This window comes from Actinoplanes sp. NPDC023936 (assembly GCF_040639325.1).
In the GTDB taxonomy this organism is placed as follows: domain Bacteria; phylum Actinomycetota; class Actinomycetes; order Mycobacteriales; family Micromonosporaceae; genus Actinoplanes.
This window is the reverse complement of record NZ_JBEZZR010000024.1, coordinates 85,422-104,533: the sequence shown is the minus strand read 5'-3', so window position 1 is coordinate 104,533 and position 19,112 is coordinate 85,422. Positions and strand designations below refer to the sequence as shown.

The window sequence follows — 19,112 nt, the reverse complement described above, 5'->3', positions numbered from 1 at the left end:
GCCGATCACGCTATGCGCGGCGCCGCGCGACCACTTTCACCGGCTCGGGTTGCGGCCGGCGCAGGTTGCGGAACGCGAGCGCGCCGCCGGCCACCACGGCCAGCGCGGCGACGATCAGAAATGCCATGAGCAGCCCGGTGGCAGCGACGACGATCGCGATGTCGGCGACCGCGACAAGCATCCAGAGGGCCAGAGTCGGCTTACTGCCGTGTCGTCGGCAGTTCATGATGTACCTCCATCCGTGACTCTGGATCTACTACCCAGCCGTCTCGATCTCACGCATGGAGGTGCGACTACTTGGCCTGGAATCCCGCGTAGATGGCTGCGAGGTCCTTCTTCGCCGCGTCCCAGTCGTCCGGAGACGTGTACCAGGAGAGGCTCCAGGTGGTGTCCTCGATCGCGAACACCCGGCGGACCACGTGCTGCTCGTTGCCGCTGTTGGTGGTGTAGTAGTACTCCCAGTCGGCCGCGTCACCGTGGAAGTCGACCTCGTTGACGCCGACGTTGTTGTAGCTCCGGTAGTGGCTGGTGCTCTGCTCCTGCCAGTACTCGCCCGGGTCGTCCAGCTCCTGGTTCACCCGATTGATGATGAGCAGCCGGTTGTCGAAGTTCACCCGGGTCTCGCTGCCGCCACCGCTCACCGACGCGCCCTTCGGCACCGGAAGGCTGAAGCCCGACCCGTTGTAGGTCCGCCAGCCGCTCGGGACGCCGCCGGCCGCCGAACTCGCCGACGGCGCCGGGCTGCTCGCCGCCGGGGCGGAGGCATCGCCCTTGGCCGGCGCGGAGCCGCCTGGCGCCGGCTCGCCGGCGGCAGCCGCGGCATCGCCCAGGACGGGCGTCGTGCCGGCGGAGCCCTCCGCGTCGTCACCGAACGCCTGAGCCACGATGATGCCGATCAGCAGCAGGAAGGTGAGCACGATCCCGAGCCCGACAGCGGCCTGCCGCCGGGTCAGCGTGGTGCCGAGCACGGTGATGCCACCGCGCCGCTCCGTCGGACGCATCTGCATCGGCGTCCACGCGGGACGGCTGGGCCGCTCGAAGCCGGCTCTTGAGCCGGTCCCTCCGACGACCCGGGTCGCGGAGTCCGCGTCCGCTCCGGAGGGCACCCGCCGGGGTCCGGGCGGCGAGAGCGGCGCGACGACAGCGGTCCGATCGTCCGCGTCCCGCCCACCGGTGGTGCGCCCCGCCCCGCCCGTGATGCTCCCTGCCCCGCCCGTGGCGCGCCGTGCCCTGCCCGGGGTCCGGCCGGCCGCGTCGCGGCCGACGACGGTGGTCTTGTCCGCGTCCGCGGGGCTGCCCAGGAGCGTGGTCCGGTCGGCGTCCGCCGGCTTGCCGACGACAGTGGTCCGGTCAGCGTCCGGGGCGGCGGTAGCCACGCCGGACGGTTCCGTCACCGACGCCGCGGCGACCGGTTCCGGCGCCCCGGCAGCACTCCCCGACTTGCCGGCAGCACTGGCTGGCTCGCCGGCAGACTCAGCCTTCTCCGGAGCCTCCGGCGTGTCGGCCTTCGCGGTCTCGCCAGCGCCCGGCGCGTCAGCGGCCTTCGCGGTCTCGCCAGCCTCCGGCTTGTCGCCGGCTGACGGCTTGTCGGCGGCAGCCTCCGGGGTCCCCGGCTCGGCCCGCTCCGCGACGGGCGCGGACTTCGTTACGGCCGGTTTCGCCTTCTCAGCGGCAGAGTCCGCCGCCTTCGCCTGCTCGGCCACCGGCTCAGCCCCGTCGGACTGACCCGCGGCTGGCTTCGTGTCCGCGGACTCGCGGGTTGCGGGCTCGGTGACAGCCGCATCGCTGCCGGCCGGCTTCGACGTGTCCGCTTCGGACGTTGCCGACGGCTTCCCCGCCGAAGGCCCTGCCGAGGGCTCGGAAGTCGCGCCGGCTCCGGTCGGAGCGGCCTCGGACTTCTCCGAACCCGCTGTGGCCGGAGCCGCGGCAGAGTCCCGGGCCGGCTCGGCATCCTTCTCCGCGACGGCCGTGCCCTCCGGCGCCCGCACGGCCGGCTCGTCCTTCCGCGCGGACTCGTCCACCGGAAGCTCGTCCGGGGCTTGCCCGTCCTGCGCTACGCCGCCAGCCACGTCCTTCTGCGCCGATTCCGGCTTTATGGCCGCCGGCTTCTGCACAGGGACGGCCAGCTGCGGCTTTTCGTCCTTCTCGTCCCGGGATGCGCCGGCCGATGCAGGCTCAGCGGAAGCCGAGGACCGCGCCGCCGCAGCCGGCTGAACGACCGGCGAAGCAGACTCGGCCGGCTGAGCGACCGGCGAGGCCGACTCGGCCGGCTGAACGACCGGCGAAGCGGGCTCGGCCGGCGCGGGCTGACCGGGCGTCGGCACGATCGGATAGGCGCCGGCCGGAGCCGTCGTCGCCTGCGCGCCCTCGCCGGCCCCGGGCACGACCGGATAGGCGCCGGTGGCCGCCGCCAACGAGCGCTCGTGCTCGGGCGCGGCCTTCTTCCGCCGGTTCGCAGCCACGTCAGCAGCCGTAAAACCGATACGCGTCGGAGCCCCCGAAGGAACTCCGTGAACCCGCCCCGGAGCCCGGCCGTCCTGGCCGGGACCACCCTGTGGCGCACCGGGCACTCCACCGCGCTGACCACCCTGCACACCACCGCGCGGAACGCCGGGCGCCCCACCGCGAGGGCCGCCCTGCACGCCGCCACGAGGCGGATACCCCGTACCCGGAGGGTCTTGGACCGGGGGTGCGTCGACGCGTGTGGCATCCAGCGGCTTCGGAGGCTGCGGGCCACGCGCCGGCGGGTCGGAGGGCACCGGACCACCGACCGGCGCCTTGCCCGGCGCGAAGATCGGGGGACGACCCTGCGGCGGCGTGTTGGCGACCGGGGGACGCGGCGTCGGCACGACCGGGGCCGAACCGGTCGCGGTCCCCCAGCCGGCACCGGGCAGCACCGGCGGGCCACCGGGACCGCTCGGCAGCGACGGGCGCTCCCGGCCGGCACCGGGGCGGCGCATGGTCGGGCTCATCGGGAAGGCGATCTTCGATCGCCGGCCGGCGGCTCGCGCCAGCAGGCGCTCGGCCTCCTCCGCATCGATGCGGTGGGCGGGATCCTTGCGCAGCAGGCCATTGAGTACGGGCTTGAGCGGCCCCGCGTTCCGAGAAGGAGGAACATTTTCGGTCGCCAGCGCGGCGAGCGTGGCGATGGCGGACGGCCGCGCGAACGGCGACTGACCCTCCACCGCGGCGAACAGGGTGGCGCCTAGCGACCAGAGGTCGGCGGCCGCACCGGCGGTGCCGTCACGGGCGCGCTCGGGAGCGATGTACGCCGGGGAGCCCAGCACCAGACCGGTGCGGGTCACGTTCGGGTCGCCGGGAACCGTGGCCAGACCGAAATCGGTCAGCACCACCCGGCCGTCGTGGCCGAGCAGCACGTTGCCCGGCTTGACGTCACGGTGCACGACGCCGGCGCGGTGCGCGGCTCGCAGCGCGTTGAGCACGCCGAGACCGATCTCCGCGGCCCGGACCGCGTTGAACGGCCCGTCCTGCGCCAGCGTGTCCTGCAACGAGCGGGACGCGACGTACTCCATGACGATCCACGGGTCGTCGGCGGTCCGCAGCACGTCGAAGACGCGCACCACGTTGATGTTGTTGAGCCGGGCGATGGCGCGTGCCTCACGCAGTGAGCGCTCGCGCATCTCCTGCCGCTCGGCCGGGGTGAGCCCCGGCGGCGGAACGAGCTCCTTGATGGCCACGTCCCGGTGCAGGACGACATCGGTCGCCCGCCAGACACGCCCCATCCCGCCCTGACCGAGCGGCGCAACGAGCCGGTAACGATCAGCGACAACGAGTGGGGGAGAAGAAGACATCACGCAGAAAATACCTGGTTCTGTCGAGCGGCCGCGAATTGATCAGCCGAGTGTGGGACACGTGTCACCGGATCTCCGGGCACCCGTCGTACGCTCGGTTGATGAATGCGGAACCGCTGGTCAGCGTCGTACGAGGAAGCCTAGACGATCATGAGGTGGCCGCGCTGGCCGCCATCCTGACATCTCGATCCACTTCGGTCAATTACGAAACACCGTCACAACCGGTCTCGGAGTGGAGCAGATCAGCACGGCCGACCGGCGCGGCGCGCGGCTGGCGAGCATCCGCCCTCCCCCGCTGACGACTGTCCACAGGGGAAGTCATACGCGCCGTGACCGGATAACCTCGGAGAGGTGACCCTCTCATGGCCGGGCGACGCTTGTCACATCGAGGCGGACCTCCTCGCCATGGAGGAGGTCGCCGCCCAGCTGGCCGGGGCCGTGGAGCGGGATTACGCACCGGAGGCGGTCACGGTGAGCAGCACGATGCTCACCCGGCTGCCGGAAGCCGACCGCACGTTCAGCGAGCTGGGGCTCTTCGTGCACGCCCACGAGCGTGCGCAGGAAGCGACCCTGCAGAACGTCCACCACTACGCCAACGGGACATACGGTCTCGCCGACGCGGCGCGGGAGGCCGGCGCCCGGTACGCGGCGAGTGACGTGTCGGCGGCGGCCGGCCTGCGGCACGCGCCATGATCTCCGCGACCGGCGGTGGTGGTGGCACCGACTGGGCTTCGCTGCGCGTCGACCAGATGTGGGCGATGCTCGCGTCCCACGACTCGTCGGCGTACGCACGGCTGAGCGGCGGCTGGCGGCGATCCCACGAGTTGGTCCTCTCGCACATTTCACAAGTTACGGCGTACCGGGCAAAGCTCGTGGCGGCATGGCCGCCTGGTCGCAGCGCCGCGGCAGCCGCCTATTTCGCCCGCCTGGACGCGCTCCTCGCCAATCTGGCGGAGACGCACGAGGCGGCGATCGCCAACCACCGGGCCTTCACCGGGGCCAGCGCCGCGATCGAGGCGGCCCGGCGGGAGATGGCCGAGATCCACCGGGAGCACGCCGTCAACCAGGCGCTGCTGGCGGCGTTCGCCGAGGAGAAGAGGCTGTACCAGCTGGCCCCGGGCAAGGCGCGTGGCGTGCCGCCGCGACGACCGGTTCCCCAGGGACGGCAGGAGGCGCTGGAGGCGCGGGCGCGGGCGGTCATGCAGGCGTTGAGCACGGAGCTGGCGCAGGCACAGACGGCGCTGGTGGTGCCGCCGCGATACCAGCCGGCGACGGTGGGCGACCGATTCCCGCTCCCGGTCAACGCGCCGGAGCTGTCCCGCAGCCGCAGGCCGGCACAGGCGGCACCGGATCAGCTGACATCTCAGCAGTGGACGTCGGAGCAGCGGACCTCGGAGCAGCGCGTAACGGAGCAGCGCGGATCGGACAAGCGCGGATCCGATCAGCGGGCATCCGATCAGCGGGACAACACCACAGGCCGGAGCCGGAAGACCGCGCCGGCCACCGCGCGGAAGCCGGAACCGCTCACCGGCCGCCAGGGGGACGATCCCGGAAGATCGAGGACACCATCCGCCAGGCGCCACCCGGGCGTGATCGGCAGTCCCGGCCCCGGAGCCGCAGCTTCCCCGGCCGCACCGGTTCGCCGCGTCCTTCCGGTGAACGGGATCATCGGCGCGCCGTCCCCGGACGGGCCGCCCGGCCCGGCGCCGGAGCAGCGCATGCCCCGGGTCAATCCGGTCGGCGGCGTGATCGGCCGGCTGCCCGCACCGGCGCGCCGCGACGACCAGCCCGCCGCCCGCAGGACGACGCACCAGGACCCCTGGGAGACGAACAGCGGCGTCAACCCGGTCATAACTCCCCCGCCGGAGACACCGATAGATCCCGGCCCGGCCCTCGGACGCCCCTGACCGGGCCCGAAGACGCCCGTGGCCGGGCCCGAAGACGCTACTGACCGGACCCGAAGACGCCCGTGGCCGAGCCCGAAGACGCCCCTGACCGGCCCGAAACGGCGGAAACATGCCGCTTGCGCCCACGGGCCCACTACCACGCCTTGTAGTGTCCATTCCCGTGCAGAACGACATCACGTACCGCCTGATCCTCGCCTCGGCCAGCCCGGCCCGACGTGCCCTCCTGACCGGCGCGGGCATCGACGCCGAGGTCATCGTGAGCGGCGTGGACGAAAGCGTCGTCGAGGCCGAGGACGCGCACACGCTCTGTCTCGCTCTCGCCCGGATGAAGGCCCGGACGGTCGCCGCCGACCTCCCGGCCGACCCCGGCGCGCTGGTGCTCGGCTGCGACTCGGTGCTGGCGTTCGACGGCGAGATCTTCGGCAAGCCGGCGAGCCCGGAGGAGGCGGTCAAGCGCTGGTCCGCGATGCGCGGCAAGTCCGGCGTCCTGCACACCGGCCATCACCTGACCGGACTGGTCAGCGGCTTGCAGGCGGAGTCGGTCGGCACCACGGTGGTGCACTTCGCGGACGTGAGCGACGCCGAGATCGAGGCTTACGTGGCGTCCGGCGAGCCGCTCCAGGTGGCCGGAGCGTTCACCCTGGACGGCCGGGGCGGCGCGTTCGTGGAACGGATCGAGGGCGACCCGGGCAACGTGATCGGCCTGTCGCTGCCGCTGCTGCGAACCCTCCTGGCGGAGATGGGTGTCCCGATCACGAGCCTCTGGCGGAAGTAAAAGTTAATCCAGAATCACACCGCTGCGGCGGAAACCGGGCCGAACGACCGTTAGGCTCTACCCGTGCGGAAGATATTGATCGCCAACCGTGGCGAGATCGCCCTCCGGGTGATCCGGGCCTGCAAGGACGCCGGCCTCACGAGCGTCGCCGTCTACGCCGACAGCGACCGGGACGCGCTGCACGCGCGAGCAGCGGACGAAGCGTGGGCGCTCGACGGCGAGACAGCCGCCGACACGTACCTGCGCATCGACAAACTGCTCGACGTGGCGGCACGGAGCGGCGCCGACGCGGTCCACCCCGGTTACGGCTTCCTCTCCGAGAACGCCGAGTTCGCCGAGGCGGTCCTGGAGAAGGGCCTGACCTGGATCGGTCCCTCGCCGCAGGCGATCCGGGATCTCGGTGACAAGGTGACGGCGCGGCACATCGCGCAGCGGGCGGGCGCGCCGCTGGTGCCCGGAACACCGGATCCGGTGTCCGACGCCGCGGAGATCGTCGCGTTCGCCGAGCAGCACGGCCTGCCGGTGGCGATCAAGGCCGCGTTCGGCGGTGGCGGCCGAGGGCTGAAGGTGGCACGCACCATCGAGGAGATCCCGGCGCTGTTCGAGAGCGCGACCCGGGAGGCGGTGGCCGCGTTCGGCCGCGGCGAGTGCTTCGTCGAGCGTTACCTGGACCGGCCCCGGCATGTCGAGGCCCAGGTCGTCGCGGACACCCACGGCAACGTCGTGGTGGTCGGCACGCGGGACTGCTCGCTGCAGCGCCGGCACCAGAAACTCGTCGAGGAGGCCCCCGCGCCGTTCCTCAGCGACGAGCAACGCTCCAAGATCCACGAGAGTGCGAAGGCGATCTGCCGGGAAGCCGGCTACTACGGCGCCGGCACCGTGGAATACCTGGTCGGCCAGGACGGCACCATCTCGTTCCTCGAGGTCAACACCCGCCTGCAGGTCGAGCATCCGGTCAGCGAGGAGACCACCGGCATCGACCTGGTCCGCGAGCAGTTCCGGATCGCCGCCGGTCTCCCGCTGGACATCACCGCCGACCCGGTTCCGCGCGGCCACGCGATCGAGTTCCGGATCAACGGTGAGGACGCCGGCCGCAACTTCCTGCCCGCTCCCGGCACTGTCACGGAGCTGACCTGGCCGTTCGGTCCCGGCGTCCGGGTCGACTCCGGCGTCGAGAAGGGCAGCGTGATCGGCGGCAACTTCGACTCGATGCTCGCCAAGATCATCGTGACCGGCGCGACCCGGGCGGAAGCCCTCGAACGCTCCCGCCGCGTCCTCGACGAGACGGTCATCGAGGGGATCGCCACGGTCCTGCCGTTCCACCGCGCGGTCATCCGCGACGAGGCGTTCACCGGCGAGCCGTTCACCGTGCACACCCGCTGGATCGAAACCGAGTGGGACAACACCGTGCCGCCGTTCGCCGCGCCGGCCGCGGCCTCCGCCGAGACCGCCGAACGCGAGACCGTCGTGGTCGAGGTGGGCGGCAAGCGCATCGAGGTCCGTCTTCCCAAGACCCTCTTCTCCGGTACGGGGTCAGCCTCCCCCAGACGCAGCGCGAGCCGTCCCCGCGGATCCCAGGGCGCCACGTCCGCGGTGACCAGCGGCGGGCTCACCGCCCCGATGCAGGGCACGATCGTCAAGGTCGCCGTGCAGGACGGCGACGAGGTGGCCGAGGGCGACACGATCGTGGTCATCGAAGCGATGAAGATGGAGCAGCCGCTGCAGGCGCACCGCGCGGGCACGGTCTCCGGCCTGACCGTCGAGGTCGGCGCCACCATCACCGCGGGCACGGTGATCTGCGAGATCGCCTGACCACAATCGGCTTACCAGGGCGGGCCGCCGATACGGGACCTACCGGCGGCCCGCGCCGCGTCGCCGGGGAATCCGAGACCCGGCGGCACGGGCAGTCCCACCGTACGCCGCGGACCCGCCGCCATCGAAAACCAGGCGCGCAGGGGTGAACCTCGCACGTAACGTGTCCGTCGTCATGACGGATGGCGCCGCGCGAGCGTGCATGGTGATAACCGGATGCTGACAGCACAGCGCACTCTCAGCTACGACCACGCACAATGCCGTGAGCCCCGAAGCCGCGAGGTGATCTGCCGATGACCGAATTGTTGACCATGCTGGCCACGCCCGCATGGGCGTACCTCGCCCTGTTCGGTTTCCTCGCGGTGGACGCTCTGGTGCCGGTCGTGCCCATCCAGGCCATCATGATCACCTCTGGGGCGCTCACTGTCTACGGCAATCTCGATCTGGCCGCCGTGATCGCGGTGGGAGCGATCGGGATGTTCACCGGGGATGCCGTGGCCTTCGTCCTGGGCCGCTCGACCGGTGCCCGTTTGAGCGCATTACGCGAACGGTTCGCGCCGCGCGGCGACGATTCCGAGCCCGGCCGGACCCGGCGTGCCGCCGAGCGGTTCACCCGCGGTCTGCGCCGGCCCGGCCCGCTCGTCATGCTGCTCTGCCGGTTCGTCCCGGGCGGCCGGATGGCATCCGGGTACCACGCCGGCCGTACCGGGTACCCGGTGAAGCTCTTCGTCACCTACGACGGCCTCGCGTCGGTGTGCTGGGCGAGTTACGGCGGCCTCGTCGGTCATCTCGGCGGCACCGCGATCACCCAGTCGGCGTGGCGGCTGTTCGCCGTCGCCGCCACGGCCGCCGTGGTCTTCGGCACGGCCGGGTGGATCCTCGCGCTCTTCGGCGGCGGCCCGGCCCCCGAGAGCGCGGAGCCGGCCGCCGGCGAGAAACCGCCTACTGCACCTCGTGCTGCATCAACTGGCGTGCCGCTTCCGCGATCGACCCGGAAAGCGACGGGTAGATCGTGATGGTGTGCGCCAGCTGATCGACGGTCAGGTTGTTCTCGATCGCCATGGTGATCGGCAGGATCAGCTCGCTGGCCTTCGGCGCCACCACGACACCGCCGACGATCTGCCCGGTCGCCGGGCGGCAGAACAGCTTCACGAAACCGTCCTGCAGACCGGCCATCTTGGCCCGGGCGTTACCGGTCAGCGGCAGCATCACCTGACGCGCCGGGGTACGGCCGGAGTCCACCTCGTTCTGCGACACCCCGACCGTGGCCAGCTCCGGGTCGGTGAAGACGTTCGCCGAGACGGTCCGCAGCCGTAGCGGCGCCACCGCCTCGCCCATCGCGTGCCAGATCGCGATCCGGCCCTGCATCGCGGCGACGCTGGCCAGCGGCAGCACGCCGGTGCAGTCACCGGCGGCGTAGATGCCCGGCACGTTCGTCCGCGACACCCGGTCCACCGTCACGTAGCCGCCGTCGCCGACCGCCACGCCGTACTCCTCGAGGCCGAGGCCGGCGGTGTTCGGGATCGCGCCGACCGCGATCAGCGCGTGCGACGCCTCGATCACCTTGCCGTCGCCGAGGGTGACCTGGACGCCGTCGCCGGTGTTCACCACCGACTTGCCGCGGGCCTGGCTGAGGATCGTCATGCCGCGCTCGCGGAACACCCGCTCGATCGCCATGGCGGCGTCCGCGTCCTCGTGCGGCATCACCCGCTCCCGGCTCGACACCAGCGTCACCTGGACGCCCATCGCCAGGTACGCGCTGGCGAACTCGGCGCCTGTCACACCGGAACCGATCACCACGAGGTGGCTGGGCAGCTCGGTCAGGTCGTAGACCTGCCGCCAGTCCAGGATCCGCTCACCGTCCGGGCGCATCGAGGAGAGCACCCGCGGGGTGGCGCCGGTGGCCAGCAGGACCGTGTCCGCCTCCACCGCGTACGTCTCCCGGTCCTCCGGGGTGATCAGCACCTGATGGGTGTGACCGAGCCGGTCCTCGCCGAGTTTCGCCCGGCCGCGGACCACGTCCACGCCTGCCTTGATCAGCTTGGTCTGGATGTCGCCGGACTGCGCCAGCGCCAGCGACTTCACCCGCTGGTTCACCGCCGCGGCGTCGACGCTCACGCCGTCCAGGCCGGCCGAACGGATGCCGAACCGCTCGTTGTGCCGGTACCCGGTCATCACCTCCGAGCTGGCGATGAAGGTCTTGGACGGCACGCAGTCGGTGAGCACGCACGCGCCACCGGGCCCGTCCGCCTCCACGAGGGTCACGTCCGCGCCGAGTTGGGCCGCGACCAGGGCCGCTTCGTAGCCTCCCGGCCCCCCACCGATGATCACGATCCGACTCACGACTACCAGACCTCCAAAAAACCATTGAGCTTTCCCCCGCTGGGGAAAATCTATGCAAAATCGGTTGAGACGTGCCGACACGCACGTTCTATATTCTCACCACCCCCTACTCCGGCTAGTGTCGTCGCCGTGCGTCACTACGCCGCGTATGGCTCGAACCTGGATCCCGCCCGCATGCGGGCCTACTGTCCGCACTCGCCGATGGTTGGCGTGGGGTGGATCGAAGGCTGGCGCCTCACCTTTGCCGGTGAGGGAGATATGGGCTGGGAGGGGGCGGTAACCACGGTCGTCGAGTCACCGGGCGACCGGGTGTTCGTCTCGCTCTACGACGTCCACCCATGGGACGCGGCACAGCTCGACGAGGTCGAGGGAGTGACTGCGGGGGCGTACCAGAAGCTCACCGTGCGTGTATCGACGCTCGACGGTGACGTGCCCGCCTGGATCTACGTCTTCACCGGTTACGAGGGCGGCCTGCCCACCGCGTGGTACCTCTCCGAGATCGCCAACGCGGCGGAGAAGGCCGGCGCGCCCGACGACTACGTCGCCGAGCTGCGCTCCCGCCCCACCGGGACTTCCTCGCCCGAGGTCTAAGCCCTGGTCACCGTGGTCTCGTAGACATTCGCGCGGTACAGCGCGGTCATGCCGACCTTGGCATACAGGCTCGCGGCGTCGGTCGGGTTCGCCAGATCGACGCCGAGGCCGGCTTTCGCGCGGCCTTTGGCCGCGTAGACCGAGAAGGCTCGGCGCAGCAGGGCCTCACCCACACCCCGCTTCCGGTACGGGCGGAGCACCGCCAGCGACCGGACCCAGCCCTCGTCGTTCTCGTCGTCGCCACCCGAGCCGCCGGACTGGAGCACACCCGCCACCGCCCCGTCCACCTCGGCGACCAACCACTCGTCGAACGCCACCCCGGACTCGGCCCGGACCTGCGCGCGCCAGTCGTCGTAATCGAGCGCCCGGTGATCGGAATCCCGGAACGCCTCCTCGATCACCGCGTGGAACCGCCGCATCTCGTCCTCGTCGCCGTCCCGCACCGGCCGGACCAGCACCCCGGCCGGCGGCGCCGGCGGCTGCTCCGGAACACCGGCGAGCGGCATCTGCATCCGGGCATGCTGCTTCAGGAAGGTGAACCCGGCGTCGGACAGCGCCGCGATGTACTCCGTCTCGTTCGGAATCGCGCCGGCCCGCACCGTGTAGACCGGATGGCCGAACTCCGCGGCCCGCTCCACCATGCGCGCCATCATCAGGCGCAGCAGCGGGCGCTGTGCCGGCAGACCGGTCCCCGGCCGCACGTAGACCTCGACGAAGTCCCGGGCCTGGCCGGTGTGATTGCGCGGGTACGCCCAGCCGGCCAGCCCGCCCTCCGGGTCGAACGCGAGCCAGCAGTCCCGGGACATGTCGGTGTGCGGGCCGGTCAGCTCCTCGTGCACCTCGTCGAGGGTGAAGTCGGGCTCGCCGACCGCCGCGATGTCACTCGCATGCACCAGGTCGAGGATGGCCGGCACGTCGTCGAGGGTGGGCCGGCGCAGGGTCCAGCCGGGCGGCAGATCGGACATCCCCGCATCCGACCATGCGGCACATCGCCCCGCCACCGATTTTTCAGCGGGCCAGGCGGTGGCCGAGCGACTCCAGCAGCCCGGCGAACTCCACCCGCTCACTGCGGTCCAGGGCCGCGTAGGCCTGCCCGGCCAGCGAGTTCGCCACCGCCTCGGCCCACATCAGCCGCCGCACCAGCGGGCCGGCCGGCGGATAGGGCGGCTGCCATCCGAACGCCACGGCCCCGGTCTCGCCGTCCGGCCCCGCGATGATCGCTTCGAGCGGGGTGAGACCGCTCGCCCGCACCGCCATGACGTGCACACCCTGCCGGTGCTCGTGCAGCAGGTGCAGCAGCACGGCGGCCCGCGCCCCCGGCGCCGGATCCGGCACCGGCATCGCCCGCCACGCCGCGAACAGGGTCAGCCCCGCCGCGTCGACCGCTTCCACCACCCGGCCGCCGAGTTCCAGAAGACGAGCGATCCGAGGGTACGGCCCCAGCTGCTCGACACCCCACGCACAGAGCTCGTGCAGATGCCAGGTGGCGACCTCCACCGGCGCCGACGTCTTGGCGGTCGCCTCCCACCCGTCGGTGACGGCCTCCGGAGCGATGAAGGCGAGCGCCGCCGCCACCGTCTCCGGCCGGACCTCACCGAGCGCCCCGGCCCGCGCCGACACGTGATAGGCCCACCCGGAGAGCCCCAGCAGCCGGGCACGGCGCAACGTCTGCGGTGACTCCGCGAAGGCCCCGACAATCGCGGCGAGTCCGGCCTTGGTGTTGGCGGCAGCCTGTTCGGGGGTCACCTGCCCGATTCTGCCCTCCCCGCCCCCCGAAAGAAAACGCTCCCGGCGCTCACTCCCCTCACTCCAAGCCCCCGCCCCGGCACCGCGCCGCGCCGCCCCGCCTCGCGCCGCCCAGCCCCGCCCAGCACGGGCGGGCGGGCGGCGGCAGAGCGGGTAGCGGGGGTCAGGGGGGTGAGATGTCTTCCAGCGCCGCCTGAACGTCACCCACCCGCCGGCGAGCCGCGGCGGACTCGCGCTCGGCGGTGCGGCGGGCCAGTTTTCGCCGGGCCACGTCGGCGACGGCTTCGGTGCGGCGGCGTTCCAGCTCGGCCAGCTCGGCGTCCAGGTCCTCGACCAGATGCCCGGCGTCCCGCTCGGCCGCCTCGGCACGCTCCAGCTGCGCGTCGGCCCGCCGCTCCGCCGCCAGCGCGGTCGCCATCTCCCGCTCCAGCTCCCGCCGTCTCCGTTCGAGCTCCCGCTTCCGCTGCTCCGCCTCGCGCTGCCGCCTCTCCGCCGCAGCCCGCTCCCGAGCACCCTCGGCAACGCCCAGCTCGGCGGCCCCGCCGCCGAAACCGGCCGCCCCAGCCGCATCGCCGCCGGACCTCCCAGCGGCATCGCCCCGGGACCGCGCCGTCCCGGCCGCACCGCCCTCCGACCTGGCCGGCCCCACCGCACCGCCCCCGGACCTGCCCGGCCCCACCGCACCGCCCCCGGACCTGCCCGGCCCGGCCGCACCGCCCCCAAAAGCCGCGCTGCCGTGCGCCTCCGCCTGCTCCTCGGGCGCCAAATCCGAAATATCGGGTTCGGGACCGTCCGTCACCAGGCGCAGGCGAGGCCGCGGCACCTCCCCGAACCCCGCATACGTAGCCGCCCGGATCAGCCTCCCGGTGCGGACCTGTTCGGCGATCTCCGGCTCGGCGAGGGCCGCGGTCAGCGTCGCCTCCACCTCGCCGAGCGGGAGCCGTGCGGCCGGGACGCCCGCAGCGACGGCGAGTTTGCGGGCCGCCGCGACCATCGCCGAGACGAACTGGCGGCGCTGGGTCGACAGTTCGCGCAGCTGGTCGCCGTGCAGGTCGCGCTGTGCGGTGCGCAGCGCGGACGAGAGCTCCACCAACTCGTCGATCAGGTCGGGGCGCTTGAGCGCGAGCAGATTGACCACCCAGGCGGCCACGGTCGGCTTCTTCAGGGCGGCGAGCCGCTTGGCCGCGTCCCGGTCGCCGGCCTTGCGGGCTTCCTCGATCGCGGCGGAGCGGGTCGCCACGAAGCCGTCCGGTGGCTCCTCGTAGAGCCGCCGCACGCTGTCGTCGATGTCGGTCTCCACGTCAGTCCGGCACAGTGCCCGAGTCCAGCACAGTGCCCGGCGCCACCTGCCGAAAGGTGGTTTCCGAGAAGCTCTCCAGGTGCTTGCCGTAGATGGCCGAGCCGCGCTCGTTGAGCAGCCCGTCATGCAGCGCGTACGCCCGCCCCGGCCGCACCGACCGGACGAACTCCAGGGACTCGGCGATCGTGGCCCACGGCGCGTTCATCGGCGCGAACAGCGTGTCCACCGCCTCGTCGCCGGGCCGGACGAACGAGTCACCCGGGTGGTAGACGTTCGTGGCGCCGTCGTCGATCAGGAAGCCGAGGTTCGCGAAGACCGGCACGTACGGGTGAATGATCGCGTGCTGCCCGCCGTACGCCCGGATCCGGAACCCGGCGGCCTCGAACTCCTCCCCCGCCGTCACCGCGGTGGTCGTCTCGGCCACGTCGGCGAGCAGGGGCAGCACCGCCTCGTGCGCGAAGATCCGCAGATCCGGCCGGCGCCCGGCTGCGGCCGTGACCGCCGCGACGTCCAGGTGGTCGGCGTGCTCATGGGTGATGAGCACGGCATCCGCACCGGCCAATGCGGACGACTCGGAGAATTCGCCGGGATCCACCACGAGAACTCCCGCGCCTTCCAGTCGCAGGCATGAATGCGTGAACTTCGTGACGCGCACGGGATCCCTCCGCAGTTCAATCGTTACCGGTTACCAGCCAGTCTGCCGGAACCACGAGTCGCGTGGCGTACGTCCCAACGGTCAAGCCTGAAGAGATCGGAGTGACGATGCATAAACGGGGAGCCACCAAACTGATCGCCGCCGCACTGCTCGCGGGGGCCCTGCTGGCCGGCTGCGGCGCGGACAGCAGCGATGAGGGGACCGCCTCGCAGGCGGAGCCGGCGGTCGGCCGTGCCGACGGCGGCAATGCCGACAGTGCCGGCGGCGCGGCCGCGCCACAGGCCGCCGAGGGTGCTGCGGAGCAGGGCAAGAACGCTCCGGCGCAAGCGCCGGACCTGCGCGTCGACCAGCGCTCCATCATCTACACCGGCTCCATCACGGTACGGGTGGAGGACGTCACCACGGCAGCGGCGCGAGCGACGGGCATCGCCTCGGCGGCGGGCGGCTTCGTCGGCGGCGACGAGCGGCACAGCGGCGACGGGGCGAAAACCGCGAATCTGACGCTGCGGATCCCGGCCGCGAAGTTCAACTCTGCCGTGGAGGAGCTCGCCGGTCTCGGCGACGAGGAGACCCGCGGGATCAACACCGAGGACGTCACCGAGGAGGTCGTCGACCTGGACGCCCGGATCTCGGTGCAGAAGGCCCGGGTGGAGAGCGGCAAGAAGCTGCTCGCCCGGGCCAACTCGCTGGACGACCTGGTGATGCTGGAGCGCGAGGTGGCCACCCGGGAGGCGGACCTGGCCTCGCTGGAGGCGAAGAAGCGCCGGCTCGCCGACCTCACCGCGCTCTCCACGATCACCGTGGTGCTGCTCGACCCGGAGGCGGCGGTCAGCGACCCGGACGACGAGCCGCCGGGCTTCCTGGCCGGCCTCGCCGGCGGCTGGGACGCGCTGAAGGCGTCACTGGCCGTCCTGCTGACCGTTCTGGGCGTGCTGCTGCCCTGGCTCCTGGCCGTCGGCGTCCCGGCAGCGGCGGCCGTCTACGCGATCCGCCGGTACCGGCGGCGGCAACTCCCGTCGCCGCCCGCCACGACCACCCCGCCGGCCGCGACGCCGTAGCGAACCCGGACACCCAGCGGACCCGCGACGCTCCAGCGGACCCGCCACGCCCCAAGCGGAAACTCAGAAGGCGCCCGACGACAGGGCCGCGAGCGCCGTGTGCGTCATCACCCGAACCCCGTACCCGATGCAGCGCTCGTCCACGTCGAAGTCGCCCTGATGGAGGTCGTGACGCACGTCCGAGCCGGGAACCGCGGTGCCCAGCCGGATCATCGCGCCGGGCACGTTCTCCAGATAGAACGAGAAGTCCTCGCCGCCCATGCTGAGCTCGGCCTCGACCACCCGGTCGGCGCCGAGCGCGGCGCCGGCGGCGCCCGCGATGATCGCCGAGGCCATCCGGTCGTTGATCACCGGCGGGACGCCGCGGATGTAGTTGACGTCGACCTGGGCGCCGGTTCCCGCGACCACGTCGTGGATCAGCTTGGTGACCAGTTCCGGCGCCTCCCGCCACGCTTCCCGGCTGAGCACCCGGACGGTGCCGCGCACCTCGCCGGCGCCCGGGATCGCGTTGAACGCCTGACCGGCGTGCACCGCGCCCCAGACCAGCGAGATCCCGGCCCGCGGGTCGATCCGGCGGTTCAGCAGCGAGGGCACGTCGATGATGACCCGGCCCAGCGCGTGCACCAGGTCGGCCGTCAGGTGCGGCCGGGCGGTGTGCCCGCCGGGTCCGCTGAGCTTGACCTCGACGGCGTCGGCGGCCGCGGTGAACGGGCCGGAGCGGACGCCGACCAGACCGGCCGGCAGCTGCGGGTAGCAGTGCAGCGCGAAGATCGCGGAGACGTCCTTGAGAGCGCCGGCCGAGATCACCTCGGGGGCGCCGGAGGGCATCGCCTCCTCGGCCGGCTGGAAGATCAGGCGCACCCGGCCGGGGAGTTCGCCCTGCTCGTTGAGCTGGGCGAGGGCGAGACCGAGGCCGAGGGCCACGGTGGTGTGCACGTCGTGGCCGCAGGCGTGCGCCAGCCTGTCGACGGTGCTGCGGTACGGCACATCCTTGAGGTCCTGCAACGGCAGCGCGTCGATGTCGGCCCGGAACGCGATGACCCGGTCACCCTCGCCGATGTCGCAGATCACCCCGTTGCCGCGCGGCATCAGGCGCGGGGAGAGACCGGCCACGGTCAGCTCACGGGCGATCAGGGCGGCGGTCTCGAACTCGGAGTGTGACGGCTCGGGGTGGGCGTGAATGTGCCGGCGAATCGTTACCAGCTCTGCGCCCCTCGCGGCGAGCCAGCGGTCCAGCTGGCCGGGGAGCGGGTCAGCACCGGGAGGGGGCCCGGGCCACGACGTATCGACACCTTCCGGCGCCGTCAGAGCAGTAGTCACGTCGGCTTCCGTATTCGTTCTAGAGGTTTGTCGGGTTTGGCGACGCGCGCCAGCCTAGCCCGATTTCAGTCACGCTGTGTAACGGGTGGGTAAAGAGATCTTCACGTCCCACAGCCGAGGCAGGGCGGGCACACGGGAGATCGTCCCGGCCCGCCAACCCCTCAACGGGTAGTGAATCGCGGAGGTGACGCGACGTACTACAGGTGCGTTGCCGGGGACCCGTCGATCAGAAGCGTTCGACCGGCCGGTGGACGCCCCATACCCCCCGCAACGTGTGGCACACCTCCCCCACCGTTGCACGCAGGCGCAACGCCTCCTTCATCAACGGTAGGACGTTCACGCTTCCGGCCGCGGCCTTTCCCAGATCCGCCAGGGCGGCCTGCACCGCCGGGTTGTCCCGCTCGGCACGCAGCGTGGCGAGCCGGTTCACCTGAGCGGACTCGATCGCCGGGTCGACACGCAGCGGCTCGTACTTCTCCTCGCTCTCGGCGGCGAACCGGTTCACGCCGATGACGACCCGCTCGCCGGAATCGATCTCGTTGGCGATCTGGTACGCGGACTTCTCGATCTCGCCCTTCTGGAAGCCCTGCTCGATCGCGTCGACCGCGGACCCGTGCTCGAAGACCCGCTCGATCAGCGTGGTCGCCTCCCGCTCGACGGCGTCGGTCAGCGCCTCCACCGCGTACGAGCCGGCGAACGGGTCCACCGTGCCGGTCAGCCCGCTCTCGTACGCGAGGACCTGCTGGGTACGCAGCGCGAGGCGGGCGGATTTCTCGGTCGGCAGGGCGAGCGCCTCGTCGTACGAGTTGGTGTGCAGCGACTGGGTGCCGCCGGCGACCGCGCCGAGCGCCTGGATCGCGACCCGGATCAGGTTGACCTCGGGCTGCTGCGCGGTGAGCTGGACGCCGGCGGTCTGTGTGTGGAACCGCAGCATGAGCGATTTCGGGTCCTTGGCGCCGAATTCGTCCCGCATGATCCGGGCCCACATCCGCCGCGCCGCCCGGAACTTCGCGATCTCCTCGAGCAGCGTGGTCCGCGCGACGAAGAAGAACGACAGCCGCGGCGCGAAATCGTCGACGGCCAATCCGGCGGCGATCGCGGCCCGTACGTACTCGATGCCGTTCGCCAGAGTGAACGCGATCTCCTGCGCGGGCGTCGCCCCGGCCTCGGCCATGTGGTAGCCGGAGATCGAAATGGTGTTCCATTTCGGGATCTCCGCCTTGCAGTAGGCGAACGTGTCGGCGACCAGCCGCAGCGACGGCTTGGGCGGGAAGATGTACGTCCCCCGGGCGATGTACTCCTTCAGGATGTCGTTCTGGATCGTCCCCTGAAGGGCCGACCCGGGCACGCCCTGCTCCTCGGCGACCAGCTGGTAGAGCAGCAGCAGCACCGAGCCGGGCGCGTTGATCGTCATCGAGGTGGACACCTTGTCGAGCGGGATGTCCTTGAAGAGAAGCCGCATGTCGTCGATCGAGTCGATCGCCACGCCGACCTTGCCGACCTCGCCGTGCGCGATCGGGTCGTCCGAGTCGTACCCCATCTGGGTGGGCAGGTCGAAGGCCACCGAGAGGCCCATCGTGCCGGCCGCCAGCAGCTGGTGATAGCGGGCGTTGGACTCGGCCGCGGTGCCGAATCCGGCGTACTGCCGCATGGTCCACGGCCGTTTGGTGTACATCGTCGGATAGACGCCGCGGGTGTAGGGATATTGACCCGGCTGTTCGTCTCCGACGCCTTGAGGAACGTCGTCGGGGCCGTAGACCGGCTTGATCGGGAACCCGGACTCTGCATTCACA

The 19,112-nt window shown here is 71.8% G+C and carries 16 protein-coding genes and 1 pseudogene; 8 read left to right on the top strand and 9 right to left on the bottom strand.

Features of this window, described 5'->3' with window-relative positions:
- Positions 1-10: 10 nt before the first annotated feature.
- Together AB0F72_RS27285 and AB0F72_RS27280 are read right to left on the bottom strand one after the other, a co-directional pair.
- The gene (locus tag AB0F72_RS27285; protein WP_360436480.1) at positions 11-226 is read right to left on the bottom strand and encodes a hypothetical protein; all 216 of its coding nucleotides are present in this window, start codon (positions 224-226) and stop codon (positions 11-13) included.
- 2,719 nt (positions 227-2,945) lie between these two features.
- Positions 2,946-3,812 (bottom strand): annotated as a pseudogene (locus tag AB0F72_RS27280) (serine/threonine-protein kinase); the annotation flags it as partial.
- A gap of 101 nt (positions 3,813-3,913) precedes the next feature.
- On the opposite strand from AB0F72_RS27280, the gene AB0F72_RS27275 reads away from it, so the two are divergent.
- The 6 genes from AB0F72_RS27275 to AB0F72_RS27250 all read left to right on the top strand — a co-directional run bounded on the left by AB0F72_RS27275 (position 3,914) and on the right by AB0F72_RS27250 (position 9,322).
- Positions 3,914-4,111, top strand: a complete 198-nt coding sequence (locus tag AB0F72_RS27275; RefSeq protein WP_360436478.1) for an acyl-CoA carboxylase subunit epsilon — start codon at positions 3,914-3,916, stop codon at positions 4,109-4,111.
- A gap of 52 nt (positions 4,112-4,163) precedes the next feature.
- Positions 4,164-4,505: a hypothetical protein gene (locus AB0F72_RS27270; RefSeq protein ID WP_360436476.1), complete on the top strand. Its 342-nt coding sequence runs from the start codon at positions 4,164-4,166 to the stop codon at positions 4,503-4,505.
- Positions 4,502-5,719: a hypothetical protein gene (locus tag AB0F72_RS27265; RefSeq protein WP_360436474.1), complete on the top strand. Its 1,218-nt coding sequence runs from the start codon at positions 4,502-4,504 to the stop codon at positions 5,717-5,719. Before AB0F72_RS27270 ends, AB0F72_RS27265 begins: the two co-directional genes overlap by 4 nt.
- Positions 5,720-5,879: 160 nt before the next feature.
- On the top strand, positions 5,880-6,494 hold the full coding sequence (locus AB0F72_RS27260) for a Maf family protein (protein WP_360436472.1): 615 nt from the start codon (positions 5,880-5,882) through the stop codon (positions 6,492-6,494).
- A gap of 63 nt (positions 6,495-6,557) precedes the next feature.
- On the top strand, positions 6,558-8,306 hold the full coding sequence (locus AB0F72_RS27255; RefSeq protein WP_360436470.1) for a biotin carboxylase N-terminal domain-containing protein: 1,749 nt from the start codon (positions 6,558-6,560) through the stop codon (positions 8,304-8,306).
- 293 nt (positions 8,307-8,599) lie between these two features.
- The gene (locus AB0F72_RS27250; RefSeq protein WP_360436468.1) at positions 8,600-9,322 is read left to right on the top strand and encodes a DedA family protein; all 723 of its coding nucleotides are present in this window, start codon (positions 8,600-8,602) and stop codon (positions 9,320-9,322) included.
- On the opposite strand, the gene AB0F72_RS27245 is transcribed toward AB0F72_RS27250, so the two are convergent.
- Positions 9,249-10,649: an NAD(P)H-quinone dehydrogenase gene (locus AB0F72_RS27245; protein ID WP_360436466.1), complete on the bottom strand. Its 1,401-nt coding sequence runs from the start codon at positions 10,647-10,649 to the stop codon at positions 9,249-9,251. The genes AB0F72_RS27250 and AB0F72_RS27245 overlap by 74 nt on opposite strands.
- A gap of 129 nt (positions 10,650-10,778) precedes the next feature.
- Between AB0F72_RS27245 and AB0F72_RS27240 the strand changes: the two genes are divergently transcribed.
- A complete protein-coding gene (locus tag AB0F72_RS27240) occupies positions 10,779-11,240 on the top strand; it encodes a gamma-glutamylcyclotransferase (RefSeq protein ID WP_360436464.1) in 462 nt (153 codons plus the stop codon).
- Here AB0F72_RS27240 and AB0F72_RS27235 read toward each other — a convergent pair.
- The 4 genes from AB0F72_RS27235 to AB0F72_RS27220 all read right to left on the bottom strand — a co-directional run bounded on the left by AB0F72_RS27235 (position 11,237) and on the right by AB0F72_RS27220 (position 14,941).
- Positions 11,237-12,205, bottom strand: coding sequence for a GNAT family N-acetyltransferase (locus AB0F72_RS27235; protein ID WP_360436462.1), 969 nt, complete (start codon positions 12,203-12,205; stop codon positions 11,237-11,239). The genes AB0F72_RS27240 and AB0F72_RS27235 overlap by 4 nt on opposite strands.
- A 43-nt stretch (positions 12,206-12,248) precedes the next feature.
- A complete protein-coding gene (locus AB0F72_RS27230; RefSeq protein ID WP_360436460.1) occupies positions 12,249-12,986 on the bottom strand; it encodes a hypothetical protein in 738 nt (245 codons plus the stop codon).
- Positions 12,987-13,149: 163 nt separating this feature from the next.
- Positions 13,150-14,286, bottom strand: coding sequence for a hypothetical protein (locus AB0F72_RS27225; protein ID WP_360436458.1), 1,137 nt, complete (start codon positions 14,284-14,286; stop codon positions 13,150-13,152).
- A gap of 1 nt (position 14,287) precedes the next feature.
- Positions 14,288-14,941 (bottom strand): MBL fold metallo-hydrolase, encoded by a 654-nt coding sequence (locus AB0F72_RS27220; protein ID WP_360436456.1) that lies wholly within the window; start codon positions 14,939-14,941, stop codon positions 14,288-14,290.
- A 107-nt stretch (positions 14,942-15,048) separates the two neighbouring features.
- On the opposite strand from AB0F72_RS27220, the gene AB0F72_RS27215 reads away from it, so the two are divergent.
- The gene (locus tag AB0F72_RS27215; protein WP_360436454.1) at positions 15,049-15,999 is read left to right on the top strand and encodes a DUF4349 domain-containing protein; all 951 of its coding nucleotides are present in this window, start codon (positions 15,049-15,051) and stop codon (positions 15,997-15,999) included.
- Positions 16,000-16,062: 63 nt separating this feature from the next.
- Here AB0F72_RS27215 and AB0F72_RS27210 read toward each other — a convergent pair whose 3' ends face one another.
- Positions 16,063-17,319: an amidohydrolase gene (locus tag AB0F72_RS27210; protein WP_360436452.1), complete on the bottom strand. Its 1,257-nt coding sequence runs from the start codon at positions 17,317-17,319 to the stop codon at positions 16,063-16,065.
- 226 nt (positions 17,320-17,545) lie between these two features.
- Positions 17,546-19,111 carry a methylmalonyl-CoA mutase family protein gene (locus AB0F72_RS27205; RefSeq protein WP_360436450.1) on the bottom strand — a complete coding sequence of 522 codons (1,566 nt, stop codon included), beginning with the start codon at positions 19,109-19,111 and terminating at the stop codon, positions 17,546-17,548.
- Position 19,112 lies beyond the last annotated feature (1 nt).

Excerpts from the sequence above, each read along its gene's own strand:
- AB0F72_RS27215 (WP_360436454.1), top strand. The coding sequence starts at position 15,049 with ATGCATAAACGGGGAGCCACCAAACTGATCGCCGCCGCACTGCTCGCG.
- AB0F72_RS27275 (WP_360436478.1), top strand. The coding sequence starts at position 3,914 with ATGAATGCGGAACCGCTGGTCAGCGTCGTACGAGGAAGCCTAGACGAT.
- AB0F72_RS27235 (WP_360436462.1), bottom strand. The coding sequence starts at position 12,205 with ATGTCCGATCTGCCGCCCGGCTGGACCCTGCGCCGGCCCACCCTCGAC.
- AB0F72_RS27250 (WP_360436468.1), top strand. The coding sequence starts at position 8,600 with ATGACCGAATTGTTGACCATGCTGGCCACGCCCGCATGGGCGTACCTC.
- AB0F72_RS27265 (WP_360436474.1), top strand. The coding sequence starts at position 4,502 with ATGATCTCCGCGACCGGCGGTGGTGGTGGCACCGACTGGGCTTCGCTG.
- AB0F72_RS27285 (WP_360436480.1), bottom strand. The coding sequence starts at position 226 with ATGAACTGCCGACGACACGGCAGTAAGCCGACTCTGGCCCTCTGGATG.